Consider the following 16,753-nt stretch of genomic DNA (forward strand, 5'->3'; position numbering starts at 1 on the left):
GGAATGCATCACGACACCAGCCTCATCGACATCATCGCCGTCGGCCTCGCGGTCGCCTTCATCCTTGGCACGCTCGCGCAGAAGGTGAAGCTCTCGCCGCTGGTCGGCTACCTGTTGGCAGGCGTGTGCGTCGGGCCGTTTACGCCGGGCTTCGTGGCCGATCAGACCATGGCCAACCAGCTGTCCGAGCTGGGCGTGATGTTGCTGATGTTCGGAGTGGGGCTGCACTTCTCGCTCGAAGATCTGATGGAAGTGAAGTGGATCGCGGTGCCCGGTGCCTTGGCGCAGATCGTGGTGGCCACGCTGCTCGGCTGGGCGCTGGCCTGGAGCATGGGCTGGCCGCTGATCCACGGCCTAGTGTTCGGCCTGGCGCTCTCGGTGGCCAGCACCGTGGTGCTGTTGCGCGCACTGGAAGAACGCCGCTTGCTGGACACCCAGCGTGGCCGCATCGCGGTGGGTTGGCTGATCGTCGAAGACCTGGTCATGGTGCTGGCGCTGGTGCTGTTGCCGGCACTGGCGGATGTGCTCGGTACCGGCGCGCCGTCGGCGGCGCACGACGGCCAGTCCACTTCGCTGCTGGCCGCGCTCGGGTTGACCCTGCTCAAGATGGTGGCGTTCGTCGCGGCGATGCTGGTGATCGGCCGCCGGGTGATTCCGTGGTCGCTGGAAAAGGTCGCGGCCACCGGTTCGCGCGAACTGTTCACCCTGGCCGTGCTCGGCATCGCGCTGGGCGTGGCGTTCGTGTCGGCCACGCTGTTCGGCGTGTCGTTTGCGCTGGGCGCGTTCTTTGCCGGCATGCTGCTCAAGGAATCCGAACTCAGCCATAAGGCCGCCAGCGACTCGCTGCCGTTGCGCGACGCATTTGCGGTGCTGTTCTTCGTGTCGGTGGGCATGTTGTTCGACCCGATGATCCTCATCGCCCACCCCTGGCAGGTGCTGGCCACGTTCCTGACCATCACCGTGGGCAAGTCGCTGGCGGCATTCCTGATCGTGCGCGCCTTCGGCCACCCGACCGGCACCGCGCTGACCATTTCCACCAGCCTGGCGCAGATCGGCGAGTTCTCTTTCATCCTGGCCGGGCTCGGTGTGCAGCTGGCGATCCTGCCGGAGACCGGGCGCGATCTGATCCTGGCCGGCGCGCTGCTGTCGATCGTGGCCAACCCGTTCCTGTTCTCATGGCTGGACCGTTGGCAGGCCAAGCAGGCGCAGGACGCACCGGCCACGGCGCAACCGGAGCTGCCGCCTGGCCCGCCGTTGCCGGCCGACGGCCATGCCATCGTGATCGGCTACGGCCGCGTCGGCAGCGCGCTGGCGCAGCTGCTACGCAGCCGCGGCGTGCCGGTGCTGGTGATCGACGACAACGGCGACCACGTGGCCAAGGCGCATGCAGCGGGAATTCCCGGCATCCGGGGCAGCGCGGCAGCGGATCGGGTGCTGGCCGAGGCCCGCCCCGAGCACGCCAAGATCGCGATCCTGGCCATCCCGCAGCCACTGGAAGCCGGCGAAGCGCTGGCCAAGCTGCGCGCAATCAACCCGTCGCTGACCTTGCTGGCGCGCGCGCACAGCGACACCGAGGTCAAGCATCTGCTCGAACACGGCGCCGACGGTGCCGTGCTGGCAGAGCGCGAACTGGCCTATTCGCTGGCCGAGATGGTGATGTCCACCCCGCCGTACCGGGCGTTGAATGTGCCGGCGTCGTAAGCCGACGATGCCGCGAGATGCTGCCGCAAGGCGGCTGCAGGCGGACAGCCCGTAGTGCCACATGCGGCGTCGCACCACAGGGCGATCGCCGCCCACACGCCGCATGCGCGCTCAGCTGCGTCCAGAACTTGTCGCCGTGGTAGGGGCGTTGTCGCGTCGAGCATGACCGATCGCAAGCAGGGGCCGTGGACCACCGCGGGCGCCCCACCCACGCGACAGATAACGGCATCGATTCTAGACATCCGGCTGGCATGCAGCGTCCGTGGGGAAAGTTCAGACCAAGAATGCCGAGACGACCATGGCTCCGGCCGGCGACCAGGGAACGCAAAACTGCCCTACAGACACACTTGATAATCATTCCCATCAAGCGCAGGATGAGCGCCCGTTTCCCTGGCGGCCTCTACCATGGCGTATGCAGTCGGCCTTCTCAATGCGTTGCCCAGCGTGCAGCTGTGCGAGCTGCTGGGCCGCATCGGTTATGGATTCGTGGTGCTCGATCTGGAGCACGTGTTGCGTGCGCCGGAGCAACTGGAACATGCCATCCGCGCGTGTGAGCTGTCCGGCTGCGAAGCCTGGGTGCGGGTACCGGAGGTGGACGAAAAACTGATCGGCCGCGTGCTGGACGCCGGTGCGCGCGGCATCGTGGTGCCGCGCGCCGAATCGGCGCAGCAGATGGCGTGCGCGGTCGCCGCCGCGCGCTTTCCGCCGCTGGGCCGGCGCGGCATCACCGGCGGCCGCGTCACCGGCTTCGGCAACACCGACCTGCCGACCTATATCGCGCAGGCCAACCGCGACATCCGCATTGTGCCGATGATCGAAAGCGCTGCTGGCGTGGCCGCATTGCCCGACATTCTTGCCGTGCCCGGCGTGGCGCTGGTGATGGAAGGTGCGCTGGATCTGGCGCTGGATCTGGGCCTGGGTCCGCAGCCCACCCATGCGCAGGTGTGGGAGTTGCTGCTGCAACTGCAGGCGCACTGCCGCGCGGCCGGCGTGCCGTTCTGCCCCAATCCACGCACCGACGCGCAACGCGCGCACTGGCTGCAACAACCGGATCTGCGCTGGCTGCTGGCCGGCGAAGACCGCGCCCTGATCCAGCGCGCGTTGCGCGGCCATCTGGCCACGTTCGACGCGCCCGCCTCCCTACCCGCCTGCAGGAGCACGCCGTAGATGTCGACGTTCCATTTCCACACCCTGACCACTGCCGTCATGGCCGCGCTCACCTTGAGCGTGTCGCCGTCGGCGTTCGCCACCGATACGCCCGATGCCGCCGGCCTCGATGGCGAGACGCCGATCCGTGCGCTGGACGCGATCCAGGTGCAGGGCAGCCTGCTCGGCCGCTCCAAACCCGACGACGTGCAGCGCTACGCGGGCAGCCGCCAGGTGATCGACCGCGAGCAGCTGCGCAATGGCGGCAACCGGTCGCTGGACGATGCCCTGCAGCGCGTGCCGGGCATCAAGATCTTCGACGAAACCGGCACCGGCGCATTGCCGCAGCTCATGCTGCGCGGCCTGTACGAAAGCCGCAGCGGCCGCGTGCAGGTGCTGGAAGACGGCATCCCGCTGGCACTGGCGCCGTACGGGCAAACCAGCCTGTCGCTGTTTCCGGTGGGGCTGAATCAGATCGACCGCATCGACATCGTGCGCGGCGGCGCGGCGGTGCAATACGGGCCGAACAACGTGGGCGGGGTGATCAATCTGGTCAGCAAGGAGATCCCCAGCGACTGGAGCACCACGCTGGCGCACAAGGTCACCGCCGGCGGCCAGGGCCAGTTCCTGCAGGACAGCGCGCTCAGCAGCGGCGGCTACCTCAGCGACAATTTCGGCATGCAGGTCGATGCCAATCGCACCTACGGCGATTATTGGCGCGCGCATAGCGACACCGACATCAGCAATCTGCGCGTGCGTGCGGAGTGGTGGCTGGACGACACCAAGTTGCTCAAGGCCAGCGTACAGCGCTACCTGGTGGACATGGATCTGGCCGGTGCCCTGAGCCCGGCCGATTATCGCCGCGACCCGCGCCAGGCCACGCGCCCGCTGGACACCTTCAACGGCCGCACCACGCGCGCGTCGTTGAGCTATGAACAACTGCTGGGCGATTGGGGCCCGCTGCAGGACGTGCGTCTGGACTGGACCAACTTCAGCGCGCGCAGCAGCCGCAACTTCATCGTCGGCATGCGCCAGGCCGCCACCGAAACCTGGCGGTCGGACCTGCCGCCGCAACTGCGCCAGACCGCACCGCGCGACTTCCGCGTGGTGGGCAGCGAGCCGCGCCTGAGCTGGAGCATGGGCAGTGCCGGCGGCGTGCGGCAGCAATGGACCGCCGGCGTGCGTGCGGTGCGTGAGGACATCGATTTCCTGGTCGGCAACCTGCGGCTGCGCGATGGCCTGTTCACCACGGTGCGCGACTGGCAGTTCGAAGACCGCGCCCTGGCGGCGTATGTCAGCAATGCCATCACCTTGCCGGACGAGCGCCTGACCATTACGCCCGGCCTGCGCTACGAGCGTCTGGATTCGCGCTATTTCAACCGCGCCACCGGCGTGAGCACGCTCAACCAGACCCGCGACGTGCTGCCGGGGCTGACGGTGGGTTTCCAGGCCAATGAACGGTGGTTCCTGTATGCGGACGGGCAACGTTCGATGCGCGCGCCACAGGTCACCCAGATCATCTTCGGCAACAATCTCGATGCCGAGCTGGCGTGGAATTACGAAGCCGGTACGCGCTATCAGCCCAACGACCGTACCCGCATCCAGGTCGGCGCCTACCTGATCGACTTCGATCAGCAGATCCAGCTGGACAACACCACCCGCGTGTTCCGCAATCTGGGCAAGACCCGCCACCAAGGGGGCGAGGTGGAACTGCAATGGAGCCCCGAGAACCTGCGCGCGCTCACCCTCAACGCCGGCTACGCGTATCTGGATGCCAGCCAGGAATCAGGGCCATTCCGTGGCTTGCGCGTGCCGTTTACCTCACGCAATCAGATCACCTGGGGCGGTACCTACGCGCTCGGTCATACCACTGTCGCGCTGTCGGGATACTACTTCAGCAAGGCCTTCAGCGATGCCGCCAACACCGTGCAGGAAAACGCCATCGCCTCGGTGGGCCAGCTGCCGGCGTACATGGTGTGGAACACGCAGGTGAGCCATACCTTGTTCGAACGCGATGGGCAGGCACTCAGCGCCTCGCTGGCGATCAACAACCTGTTCGACCGGCAGTACTGGTTCCGTGGCGTGGACACCAGCCCGTGGGGACGTCAGGCCGCGCCCGGCCGCACCGTGACTGCCGGCCTGGAGTACACGTTCTAACGACTGCGCCCGGTGCGCGGTGCTGGCCGAAGCAAGGCGCACGCGGCGTGAGACGCGTTGCGGTTCTGCACCGGCACGCACAGCTGGCCGATGTCGGCATCGCTTGATGGGCGTCGCTGCAGCAACCCGCAGCGGCACGACGCGACCACTGTACAGGGGCAGTGGTCGACCACGATGGCCATGGCGCTCACGCCATCGCCATCGCCCACCACATGGCGTGCATGAGGCACGCATCAGCGCCGCAGCATGCGGCAGTGCGATCGCTGGATCGCAGGCCACCCAACGCCCGTTCGCGGCGCCAGGCAGCCCGTTTCCCTATCGGTTTCCCCACCGCCCTGTCGAACGAGAGCTGCCATGAATGCTGTACCCGAAGCCCCCCTGGTGATCCTCACCCATGTCTGCCACCCGGCCATCACCGATGGCTTTTTGCCGGCCGCGCACGCGCAAGGCATTCCGGTGTGGCTGCTGACCGACCATCGGCTCGATCACCTGGCCTATTTCCGCGACCACCCCACGCATGCGCCGCAACGGGTGATCGAATGCGACGTGTTCAATCCGCTCGGCGTGCTGGATGTGCTGCACGACGCCGCACTGCGGCCACGCGCGGTCTTCAGCAACAGCGATCATCTGCAGACCAGCACGGCGCTGGTTGCGGCCGGCCTGGGGTTGCCGGGCAAGGATTGGCAGGTCTGCTACGCGGCCAAGAACAAGGCCGCGATGCGGCAGCGCCTGCGTGCACGCGGCCTGCCCTCGCCGTGGTTCTGCACCCTGGCGACCGGCGCCGCGCCACCGGGCGACATCCCGTGGCCGGTGGTGGCCAAACCGCGCGAAGGCGTGGCCAGCCTGGATGTGCGCCATTGCGCCGATGCCACCCACCTGCAGGACTATCTCGACGAGCTCTGGCAGCGCCACCCGCAGCGCACCGTGCTGCTGGAAGGCATGTTGCAGGGGCCATTGTTCACGCTGGAAACGCTGGGCGACGGGCAGACGCTGCAGGCCATCGGCGGGTTCAGGGTGCGCCTGTCGCCGCCACCGCATTTTGTCGAGTGCGAAGCGCAGTGGGATGCCCGGGTCGATACCGCCGTCGTTGCGCAGGCACTGCAGCAACTGCGTGCCTTCGGCGTCAACTTCGGCCTGTGCCATAGCGAATTCATCCTCACCGACCAGGGCCCGGTACTGGTGGAGATCAACTACCGCAGCATCGGCGACCGCCGCGAATTCCTGCTCGACGGCATGTTCGGCGGGCACTGGTTCGCCGCTGCGCTGGCGCCGCATCTGGGCCAACCGCTGCCGCAGCTGCGCAGCGAGCGTGCGCATGCCCTGCTGCGTTACTACGTGGCCGAAACGGAAGGCGAGCTGGTCACCGCCAGCGAAGACCTCCACCGTCGCGACGCGCACAGCGACGTGCAGTACCGGCGCATGCGCGCACCGGGCGAACGCATCCAGCTGAGCCACTCCAACAAGGATTACCTGGGCGTGCTGAGTGCGGTGGCCAGCGATGCGCAGGCGCTGGAGCAGGCGGTGGTGCAGGCCGAGGCCGGTCTGCACTGGCGCATCGACACCGCGCAGGTGCACGCATGAGCCGCGCCGACGACCAGCGCTACATCGCCACCCGCATCATCGACGCCTGCCTGCGCGAGGATCTGCGCGGAATCGTCAGCCGCGGCCAGGCGGCCACGCCCGACCCGGGCGTGCTGGCGCAGTGGCCCGACCCCGGCCCGGTGGACGGCTGGTGGCGCATCACGCATCTGCCCGGCGGCACGTTGTGGCTGCCGATCCACCACGGCGGCGTGCTGCAGGACTTCAGCGCCTGCAGCGATCGCTGGGTGGTGCAGACGGCCGACAGTGCGCAGCTCGAACAGGGCGCGCGGGCCTGGCTGCAGCGCATGGGCGCCGAGCTCGATGCGCAGACCTTGCAGCTGCACCGCGCCTATGCCGACGAGGCCGACTGCGCCGCTGCACACCGCGGTCTGGCACGCCAGGCCTATGACGCGCAGGCACCGGCGCTGGGCACCGCCCTGCAGCACGCAGACCCGGCCGAACGTGCCTACCGTTGCGACCAGCTGGCCAGCTACCGCGACCACCCGTTCTATCCCACCGCGCGCGCCAAGGCCGGGCTGGAAGCATCGGAGTTGCGCGACTACGCGCCGGAGTTTGCGCCGACCTTCGCGCTGCGCTGGCTGGCGATCCCGCATGCACTGGCCACCTGCACCAGCACGCCGCCGACCGCGCTGTGGCCGGACCTGGCCACGCTCGGCCTGCCGTCGGCGCTTGCGTACACCCACCTGGCCTGGCCGGTACATCCGCTGGTGTGGGAGCGACTGGAACAGCCCGGCTTCGAGCTTCCGGCCGGTGCGGTGCGTGCACCGCGGGCATGGCTGCAGGTGCGCCCCACCCTGTCGGTGCGCACGCTGGTGCCAGTGCAGCAGCCGCACCTGCACCTCAAGCTGCCGATCCCGATGCGCACGCTGGGCGCACTGAACCTGCGTCTGATCAAACCGTCCACGCTGTACGACGGGCACTGGCTGGAGCGCGCGTTGCGTCGCATCGATGCGCACGACAGCGCCCTGCGGGGCCGGTGCGTGTTCGTGGACGAGTCGCATGGCGGGCACGTGGGCCAGACCCGGCACCTGGCCTATCTGGTACGGCGGTATCCGCCCCTGGATGACGCCACGCTGGTGCCGGTGGCCGCGCTGTGCGCGTGGCTGCCCGATGGCCGGCCAATGGCGATCCACCTGGCCGAGCAGTTTGCCCACGGCGACGTGCAGGCCTGGTGGCGCGACTACACCGAGTTGCTGCTTGCGGTGCATTTGCGGCTATGGCTGCGCTACGGCATTGCATTGGAAGCCAATCAGCAAAACAGCGTGCTGGTGTATGCCCACGGCCAACGCACCCGCCTGCTGATGAAGGACAACGACGCCGCGCGGATCGCCATGCCACAACTGCGCGCCCGATTGCCGGACATCGACACGCTGGGCCCGCTGCACGATGCGCGGATTGCGGTGGACGATGCGCAGGCGCTGGCGCAGATGTTCTGCACCATCGTGCTGCAACTGGATCTGCAGGCGGTGCTGGAAGGCCTGGCCGAGTGGCAGCCGGCGCTGCGCGCGCCGCTGGCGGCGCAGCTGCAGGCGCAGCTCGCGCGGACGCTTGAACACCTGCACGCCGAAGGCATCGAGACCGCGCCCGCGCGTGACCTGCTCGCCATGCCCCGGTTGCCGGTGAAGTACCTGCTCAGTGCCGGCAGCCTGCTCAGCAAGCAGCTCACCGGGGCGAGCGACATCAACAAGTTCTACGGCAACAGCGCGCCCAATCCGTTCGGCACTGCGTTTGTGCAACAGCCGCGCCATCAGGCCGGTGGTGGGCGATGAAGCGCATTCTCGGCCCGGTGCTGGCAGCGCACTATCTGGCCGCCTTCACCGCCTTGGGCATGCCGCTGTTCCTGCCGCAGGTGCTGGCCGAACTGGCACCGGGCGCGGCGGTGGGCTGGAGCGGCGTGCTGTACGTGCTGCCGACGCTGTGCACCGCGTTGACGGCCGACACCTGGGGGCGGCTGGCCGACCGCTACGGGCGCAAGCGTTCGTTGCTGCGCGCGCAGCTGGGGCTGGCGCTGGGCTTTGCCATCGCCGGCTTCGCACCGTCGCTGACCTGGCTGGTGGTTGGCCTGGTCGTGCAGGGCGGCTGCGGCGGCTCGCTGGCCGCGGCCAACGCCTATCTGGCCAGCCAGCCGCAGGCCGGCCCGTTGGCCCGCGCACTGGACTGGACCCAGTATTCGGCACGGCTGGCAATGGTGAGCGCACCCGCGCTGCTGGGGCTGGCCCTTGCCTTGGGCCCGGCGCAATCGCTGTACCGCGCGCTCGCGCTGCTGCCGCTGATCGCATTCGCGCTGACCTGGCGGTTGCCGGCGGATCACCCGGCTCCACGGCCAGTGGCTGCACCAAGCGCCGCGTCGGGTCCGGCGCCATTGCAGGCCACTCCAGCGTCGTGGCCTGCGCTGCTGCTGGCGCAGTTCCTGTTCTGCTTCGCGATGGTGGTGACCTTCCCGTATTTCATTCCCTACGCACTCGCGCGTGGCGCCGGCCACGATGCGCTCGCCGGCCTGCTCTACAGCCTGCCGCACCTGGTGTACCTGGTGGTGCTGCCGTGGTGGCGGCGCGGCGATGGCCATGCATGGCTGATGCCCGGGCTGTTGCTGTTTGCGCTTGCCTGCCTGTGGCAGGCGCTGCTGCACGACGCCATCGCGCTGGTGGCGGCGCGGCTGCTGTTCGGGCTTGGCATGTTGTTCGGCCTGCGTGGGCTCAACCGCAGCCTGGCCCTGGTCGCCAGCGGCCACGGCGCCGGGCGCCTGTTCGGCCGGTTCGATGCCTGCGGCAAGTGGGCCGGCGTGGCCGCCGGCGCCGCCGCCGGTGCGCTGGCCCAGGCCGCCGGCCCGGCCAGCCCGTTCCTGGCCGCCGCGCTGGCGGCCGCCGCTGCTGCGCTCACCGTCCTGGTGCGCTTTCCTTCGAGGAGATCTACCGATGTCGCTGCACACGATGCATGACCCCTGGTACGACAGCATGGCCGACGCCCAGGCCTGCAGTTGCTGGTTGAACTGCTACCTGCGCGAGTTCGCCATCCCGCAACATGCCGCCGATTTCGATTACCGCGGGCTGGATCGCCCCGGCCCGCGGGTTGCCGAACAGCGTTGGCTGCGCATCGCGCTGGGCGCCGCCGGCACGCTGTGCGTGCGCATTGCCCATGCCGACCAGCTGGGCCGCTGCCGGTTTGCGTCCACGCCGTTTCTCAAGAGCGCCGGCCAGCCGTGGCAGAGCCTGGATGCGCACGCTCTGGCACGCTGCCTGCTGCAATCGCTGGGCAGCAGGCAGGCGGTGAATCCGGAGCTGCTGGCACAAAGCGCCAACAGCGTGGCGGTCACCGCGGCGTTGTTGCGGCAGGCACAGCGCAGCGCGGCCAGCGGCGAGGCCATGATCGATGCGGAGCAATCGATGCTGTGGGGGCATGCGCTGCATCCCACGCCCAAAAGCCGCGAAGGCATCGCGCTGGAGCAGGTGCTGGCCTGTGCCCCGGAAGCGCGCGCGCAGTTCCAGTTGTTCTGGTTCCGCATCGACCCGCGCCTGCTGCGCGTGCAGGGCCAGGACGTGCGTGCCAGCTTGACGCAACTGTCCGGCGACCCGGCGCTGTATCCCTGCCACCCGTGGGAGGCGCAACGCCTGCTGGACGACCCCTTGCTGCGCGCGCTGCAATCGCGCGGCCTCATCGCACCGGTCGGCCTGCGTGGCGCTGCACTGCGCCCCACCTCGTCGGTGCGCACGCTGTATCACCCGGCGCTGAAGTACTTCCTCAAGTGTTCGGTGCATGTGCGCCTGACCAATTGCGTGCGCAAGAACGCCTGGTACGAACTGGAAAGTGCGGTCGCCCTCACCGCGCTGCTGGCGCCGAGCTGGCAAGCGTTGGCCGCGCAGGTGCCCGGCTTCGATGTGATGCTGGAGCCGGCGGCGACTTCGCTGGATGTAGCGCAGGTCGATCGCGCGTTGTACGACGCCGACCCGCACGCCGCACGCACCCTGTCGGAGAGCTTCGGCATCCTGTACCGCAAGACCATCCCCGCCGCGCAGCGCGCGCACTGGCAGCCACAGGTAGCGGCAGCGTTGTTTACCTGCGATGCGCAGGGCAATAGCGTCTGCGCCCGGCAGCTGCAGGCGCTGAGCCGTACGCCGATGGATCGCCGCACCGCCACACGGCGCTGGTTCGGCGCCTATGCCAGCGTGTTGCTGGACGGCGTGTGGAGCGCGTTGTTCCAGCACGGCATCGCCCTGGAGCCGCATCTGCAGAACACCGTGATCGGGTTTGCCGACGGGTGGCCGACACGGGTGTGGATTCGCGACCTGGAAGGCACCAAGCTGCTTGCCCACCATTGGCCACCGACACGGCTGCACGGCGTCGGCGAGCGCGCGCGGCAATCGCTGTATTACACGCCCGAACAAGGCTGGAACCGCGTGGCCTACTGCGCCCTGGTCAACAACCTGGCCGAGGCCATCTTCCATCTGACCGAGGGTGACGGCACGCTGGAAGCGCAGCTGTGGCACTGCGTGGGCGAGATTGCCGTGCGTTGGCAGCAGCGCCACGGCGCACAGCCCGCGCTGCAGGGGTTGATCGACGGCGCGCCGCTGCCGGGCAAGAACAATCTCGGCACCCGTCTGTTGCAACGCGCCGACCGTCAATCCGACTACACCGCCCTGCCCAATCCCATCGCGCCGATCGTCCGCGCACGGCAGGTGGCGGCGTGAGCCTGCAGATCGACACGGGCCGCGTCATCGCTGCGTTGCCGCAACTGCGCGCCAGCAGCGATGGCCCGGTCTGCGCGTATGTCTACGATCTGGCCACGCTGCACGCGCATGCGGCGTGGATGCGCGCGCAGCTACCGGCGCCGTGCGAGCTGTTCTACGCGGCCAAGGCCAATGCAGAGCCACCGATCCTGCGCACGCTCGCGCCGCATGTGGACGGCTTCGAGGCCGCATCCGGTGGCGAACTGGCCTGGCTGCATGCACAGCAACCACAGGCAGCGCTGCTGTTCGGCGGGCCCGGCAAACTCGACAGCGAACTCGCCCAGGCGGTGGCCCTGCCCGACTGCAGCGTGCACGTGGAGAGCCTCGGCGAGCTGCAGCGCTTGGCGGCCATCGCCGCGGCTGCCGGCCGCTGCGTGCCGATGTTCCTGCGCATGAACATCGCCGTGCCCGGCGCCAAGAGCACGCGCCTGATGATGGGCGGGCAGCCCTCGCCCTTCGGTCTCGACCCGCAGGACCTGGACACCGCCATGCAGCTGCTGCGCGCAACGTCGGCACTGCGCCTGGAAGGGTTTCATTTCCACCTGATGTCGCATCAGCGCGATGCCGGCGCGCAGCTGCACCTGATCGCCGCCTACCTGCGCACCGTGCAGCAGTGGCGACATGCCTACGGTCTCGGGCCGCTCAGGGTGAACGCGGGCGGCGGCTTCGGCGTGGACTACCTGACGCCAGAGGCTTCATTCGACTGGGCCGGCTTCTGCGCGGGGCTGCCGGCGTTGTTGCGCGAGCACGGCGATGCCGTGCGCCTGCGCCTGGAGCCGGGCCGCTATGTCAGCGCCAGTTGCGGCTGGTACCTGATGGAAGTGATTGACCTCAAGCGCAGCCACGGCGCTTGGTTTGCAATCGCGCGCGGCGGCACCCATCACTTCCGCACGCCGGCCGCACAGGCGCACGACCACCCGGTCCGCGTGCTGCGCGGGGTGCACCCGCCGGTCATCAGCGACGCCGCAGTCACCCTGGTCGGCCAGCTCTGCACGCCCAAGGACGTGCTGGCCCGCAACCAACCCGTCGCCGCACTGGCCCCCGGCGACTACCTGGCCTTTCCGCTGGCCGGCGCCTACGCCTGGAATATTTCGCACCAGCAGTTCCTGATGCACCCGCCACCGCAGCAGCTGTTTTTGCCGGTGGCGGGTTGATGGGGACCGCGCACGATGCCCGCCATACGAACGCACGTCGCACAGGGTCCACCTGCATGCTGCCCGGAGTTCCAATCACGCGATGCAGTAACTGTGCGCAGTTGTTGCCACCCCGGTTTGGTCAGCGGGTCCTCGAACTGTACGCGCTCACTGCGCTGGCGGTATCGCATGCCGCAGCACGGTGGTCCGCACGCTCATGCGTCGGACACGCCAGCCTCGGCAAAGGTGGCCATGCCGTTGTGCAAGGCGCAGGCGCTGCGCAGCAGCGGAATCGCCACCGCCGCGCCGCTGGCCTCGCCCAGGCGCAGATCCAGCTGCAGCAGCGGTTCGGCATCAAGTGCGCGCAGCAGCGCAGCGTGACCGCGTTCCTGCGAGCGATGCCCGAACAGCAGCCATTCGCGCACGCCAGGGTTGAGACGGGTGGCGACCAATGCCGCAGCGGTGGAAATGAAGCCGTCCACCAGCACCGGGATGCCGGCCTGCGCAGCGGCGATATACGCACCGACCAGGGCGGCGATCTCGAAGCCGCCGAGCCGGCGCAACCGTTCCAGCGGGGTGGCGGCATCGGCGTGCACAGCCAGCGCACGCGCGATCACCGTGGCCTTGTGCGCGATGCCCTCGGCATCCAGACCCGTGCCGGCACCGGCCATCGCCTGCGGAAATTGCGACAGCAGGGCGCAGCTCAGCGCGGCGGCGGCGGTGGTATTGCCGATCCCCATCTCGCCGCCGACGAACAACTGCGTATCGCAACTCCTGGCCTGCGCGATGCTCTCGGCGCCGGCGGCAAGCGCATCGCGCAACTGCGCGTGAGTCATCGCCGGCTGCTCGCAGAGATTGGCGGTGGACGGCGCGATCCACGCACGTCGCACCCGTGGCAGCTCGCCCGGGTCGTTCACCACGCCCAGGTTCACCACTTCCAGCCGTGCGCCGAGCTCGCGCGCCAGCACCGCAATGGCTGCGCCGCCGCGCGCGAAGTTGCGCACCATCTCGCCGGTGACCGCCTGCGGAAAGGCCGAGACACCTTCGGCGGCAACGCGATGATCACCGGCGTACACCGCAATCCACACCCGCTGCACGGTGGGGTGCGCGTTGCGTTGCCAGGCGGCCAGCTGCACCGCCAGTTGCTCCAGCCGCCCCAGCGCGCCATGCGGCTTGGTCAACTGTTCCTGCCGCGCCAGCGCCGCAGCGCGCACGCGCGCATCCGGCGTTGCGCATGCAGCAAGGATCCAGTCGCTAGTCACACCGCTTCTCCCTTCAGCACCATGGGCCAAACCTGCCACCACCATCGCAAGCCCGCACTGTAGCGCCAACGCCTGGCGCCGCCGGGCGGCTTCATCGACAAAACGAGGCGTGAGTTCGCCCGGCGGTACATCGCCGTGCCCGACCGCGTTGCTGACCAGCACCCCCTGCCCGCGCAACTGCGGCAGCGGTGGGCAACATGTCACGTTTGCGCAGGCAGGCACGCCGCATCCGGGTGGCCCGGCAGGCTGCGCAACCATAGCGTCGGGCGAGCGAGCCGCTATGCAGCGCGGCATGAGCCAGGGGACGCAGCACGGTCAATCCCCCAGCCCGGCAAAGCGGCCAGCGCCTGTGGCCGGTCGGCACCTGCCGCAGCGCATTCCGCCTTCGCGCGCGACAAAAGATCGCGTTATTGCGCTGGCTGGTAGCGGAAGGTGAGCAGGTAATTCCGCCCGGGCTGCGCATACCAGCGCGCGGTCTCGTAGCGGCGGTCGAACACGTTGTTGGCGGTGAACTGCACCTTCCAGTCCGTCTTGATCGCATAACTCATGCGCAGGTCCAGCAGGCCGTAACCGGCCAGGCGCTCGGTGTTGGCCAGGTCATCGAAGCGCTTGCCCGAGCCGAACAGGCTTGCGCCCACGCCAAACGCGCCGACAGTGCGGTCGGCATCGATGCGCCCACTCTGGCGGGCGCGACGCGGTAGCCAGTTGCCGTGCCCGACCTCGCCATCGGCCTGCGGCGCCAGCCAGGTCAGCGCGCTACGCAGCGTCCAGCCAGCAAGCGCGGTCTCGTAACCGGCTTCGGCGCCACGGATGCGCGCCTTGTCGATATTGTTCGGCTGGCCAAAGGGGTGGGCGGCATCCACCAGCGACGCGTCATAGGCGATCAGGTCGCTGATGCGGGTCTGGAAGGCGCTGAACGTCCAGGTGCCCCAGTCGTAGCGCCCCCGCAGCCCAAGCTCCGCACTGCTGGACGTCTCCGGCCCGAGCAGCGGGTTGCCGAAGTCCGGGTAGTACAGCTCATTGAAGGTGGGCGCCTTGAACGCGGTGCCGTAGCTGGCGGTCAGGCGCAGGTGCTCGGCAACGTCCCAACCCCACAGCAGGCTGCCGGTGGTCTTGCCGCCGAACTGGCTGTTGTCGTTGCGACGCAGGCTGGCCTGCACGGACTGCGCACCGAAGCTCTGCTGCCACTGCGCAAATGCCGCGCGGTCGATACGGCTGTCGGCGTCGTAGTTATCGCTGCTCGCGATAGCGTCGCGCTGCCAGTCGAAGCCGACCGTCAACAGGCCCGGTGCCGTGGTGATGTCGGCCTGCAACGAGCCCTGCTTGCGGCGGGTGTCGTAGGTGGACACGTACGCACCGTCGTAATACGCATCGCTGAAGTCGGAACTGCCGCCGACGCTGGCAGTGAACTTGAGCGCATCGGTGGGTGCGTAACGCACACGGCCACCGACCGCCTGCTGCACGCCCTTGGACAGGTTGCCGCCAAAGACAGAGCCGTCGTAGTCGTTACGGCTCTGCGCACGCAACGCGTGCACGTCGGCATCCCACTGCCGGTTGAAGCGCCAGCCGCCCTGCACGCTCAGCGAATCGTTGCGATACCCATCGCGATCCGGGTCGTAGGCGCTGGAACTGGTGTCCAGATACGCGTTGATGCCGTCGGTTTCGTCATGCACTGCGTTGACCGAATACCACCCGCCGGCCTCGCCCAAATCGCCCTCGCTCCGCCCGGCCAGGCCGGCACCGTAGCGGCGCGCGTTGTTGCTGCCGGCCGCCACGCTGAGCGTCGGCACGAAGCTGCCCTGCGGGCGACGGGTGAAGATCTGGATCACCCCGCCCAGCGCTTCGGAACCGTACAGGCTGGAAAACGGGCCACGCACGATCTCGATGCGTTCGATCTGTTCGATCGGCAGGTCCTGCAAGGCCGCCCCACCGGAAGTGGCTGAGCCGATGCGCACGCCATCGATCAGCACCACCACCTGGTCGGATTCGGTGCCGCGCAGGAACAGCGAGGCCGGCTTGCCCGGGCCGCCGTTGTTGGCCAGCGACACGCCGGCCTCGCCACGCAGCAGGTCCTGCAGTGAATTGACCTGGCGACGCTCGATCTGCGCGCGGTCGATCACCGTAACCGGCGCCAGCGTCTGGTCCTGGGTCTGCGCGGTGCGCGAGGCGGTGACCACGACCTCGTCGAGATCGACGGCGGCCTCGGCCTGGGCCAGGTTGGTCATGCACAGCGACAGCCCCACGGCCAGCACGGCGCGGGTCGGCAAAACGGAAGAAACGGACATCGACTGCTGCTCCTGGAACCGCGCCTACCCGCGCGGGGGCAATGGGGGCGGCAGACAGCAACGGGCCAGGCGCCCAACGCCGCAGCGCCAGACGATCAAGGCCACGCCCACCGCGTGCCGGGTCTTGTCCCTCAGGCCGGTCTCCGGGCTCGCGAGTGGAAGCGGACGCTTCCCAGGCCTGCGCCTTCCCATGCAAGCACAGTGGCGTGACGTGCAGACCCTTGTCTCGCCCACCGTTGCGGGGGCAGCTCCGGAATTGCGACCCGCCCAAGGCGAGCCGCGCACCGGATTCCCGTTTAAACCACCGCAACTGCAGCAGTCACCTCAGGGGCGCGCATGGTAGCAGGCGCCCCAGAGGTCTGCGACCACCGGCCAAGCCCAGCGCGTCTCCTCGCGCCTGGGCGGTGAATGACCGCTTCCTTCTCCCATCGGGACATTGTCCTCCTTCATGGGGGAGAGGGGCTCAAGCTGTCCTCTCCCATCAGGAGAAGGTGCCCTGAAGGGGCGGATGAGGGTGCGATTGCGAGTCGATGGCGGAGCTCGACGTCGACTGCTTCATTGCAGACCTACCGCACCCTCACCCCAACCCCTCTCCCGCAGGGAGAAGGGCTCAACCTGTCCTTCTCCCATCGAGAGAAGGTGCCCCGAAGGGACGGATGAGGGCGCGATTGCGAGTCGATGGCGGAGCTCGACGTCGACTGCTTCATTGCAGACCTACCGCACCCTCACCCCAACCCCTCTCC

General features: G+C 68.6%; 10 protein-coding genes, 1 pseudogene and 1 riboswitch. Of the genes and pseudogenes, 8 read left to right on the top strand and 3 right to left on the bottom strand.

Annotated features, from left to right (window positions below; all coding sequences use genetic code 11):
- Positions 1 to 3: 3 nt before the first annotated feature.
- The 8 genes from ybaL to ABQZ09_RS04625 all read left to right on the top strand — a co-directional run bounded on the left by ybaL (position 4) and on the right by ABQZ09_RS04625 (position 12,484).
- Positions 4 to 1,701 (top strand): YbaL family putative K(+) efflux transporter, encoded by a 1,698-nt coding sequence (ybaL, locus tag ABQZ09_RS04590; RefSeq protein ID WP_104579895.1) that lies wholly within the window; start codon positions 4 to 6, stop codon positions 1,699 to 1,701.
- A 405-nt stretch (positions 1,702 to 2,106) separates the two neighbouring features.
- Entirely contained in the window at positions 2,107 to 2,868 is a 762-nt protein-coding gene (locus ABQZ09_RS04595) for an HpcH/HpaI aldolase family protein (protein ID WP_166744782.1), read from the top strand.
- A complete protein-coding gene (locus ABQZ09_RS04600; RefSeq protein ID WP_349776219.1) occupies positions 2,869 to 5,004 on the top strand; it encodes a TonB-dependent receptor family protein in 2,136 nt (711 codons plus the stop codon).
- 354 nt (positions 5,005 to 5,358) lie between these two features.
- On the top strand, positions 5,359 to 6,585 hold the full coding sequence (locus tag ABQZ09_RS04605) for a siderophore biosynthesis protein PvsA (RefSeq protein WP_349776220.1): 1,227 nt from the start codon (positions 5,359 to 5,361) through the stop codon (positions 6,583 to 6,585).
- On the top strand, positions 6,582 to 8,375 hold the full coding sequence (locus ABQZ09_RS04610; RefSeq protein ID WP_349776221.1) for an IucA/IucC family protein: 1,794 nt from the start codon (positions 6,582 to 6,584) through the stop codon (positions 8,373 to 8,375). Before ABQZ09_RS04605 ends, ABQZ09_RS04610 begins: the two co-directional genes overlap by 4 nt.
- A complete protein-coding gene (locus ABQZ09_RS04615) occupies positions 8,372 to 9,544 on the top strand; it encodes an MFS transporter (protein WP_349776222.1) in 1,173 nt (390 codons plus the stop codon). Before ABQZ09_RS04610 ends, ABQZ09_RS04615 begins: the two co-directional genes overlap by 4 nt.
- On the top strand, positions 9,522 to 11,291 hold the full coding sequence (locus ABQZ09_RS04620; protein ID WP_349776223.1) for an IucA/IucC family protein: 1,770 nt from the start codon (positions 9,522 to 9,524) through the stop codon (positions 11,289 to 11,291). The genes ABQZ09_RS04615 and ABQZ09_RS04620 overlap by 23 nt, the downstream gene beginning before the upstream one ends.
- Positions 11,288 to 12,484, top strand: coding sequence for a type III PLP-dependent enzyme (locus ABQZ09_RS04625; RefSeq protein WP_349776224.1), 1,197 nt, complete (start codon positions 11,288 to 11,290; stop codon positions 12,482 to 12,484). Before ABQZ09_RS04620 ends, ABQZ09_RS04625 begins: the two co-directional genes overlap by 4 nt.
- 194 nt (positions 12,485 to 12,678) lie before the next feature.
- Here the strand turns inward: ABQZ09_RS04625 and cobT are convergent, their stop codons facing one another.
- The 3 genes and pseudogenes from cobT to btuB all read right to left on the bottom strand — a co-directional run bounded on the left by cobT (position 12,679) and on the right by btuB (position 16,010).
- Positions 12,679 to 13,725: a nicotinate-nucleotide--dimethylbenzimidazole phosphoribosyltransferase gene (cobT, locus tag ABQZ09_RS04630; protein WP_349776225.1), complete on the bottom strand. Its 1,047-nt coding sequence runs from the start codon at positions 13,723 to 13,725 to the stop codon at positions 12,679 to 12,681.
- Positions 13,722 to 13,988 (bottom strand): annotated as a pseudogene (locus ABQZ09_RS04635) (bifunctional adenosylcobinamide kinase/adenosylcobinamide-phosphate guanylyltransferase); the annotation flags it as partial. The gene cobT and the pseudogene ABQZ09_RS04635, both read right to left, overlap by 4 nt.
- A 144-nt stretch (positions 13,989 to 14,132) precedes the next feature.
- Complete coding sequence (gene btuB, locus ABQZ09_RS04640) at positions 14,133 to 16,010, bottom strand: TonB-dependent vitamin B12 receptor (RefSeq protein ID WP_349776226.1); 1,878 nt, start codon at positions 16,008 to 16,010, stop codon at positions 14,133 to 14,135.
- A 117-nt stretch (positions 16,011 to 16,127) separates the two neighbouring features.
- A riboswitch (cobalamin riboswitch) is annotated at positions 16,128 to 16,352 on the bottom strand.
- Positions 16,353 to 16,753: the final 401 nt, after the last annotated feature.

The sequence above is a fragment of the Xanthomonas sp. WHRI 6106 genome, from assembly GCF_040202405.1.
GTDB classification, from domain to species: Bacteria; Pseudomonadota; Gammaproteobacteria; order Xanthomonadales; family Xanthomonadaceae; genus Xanthomonas; species Xanthomonas cannabis.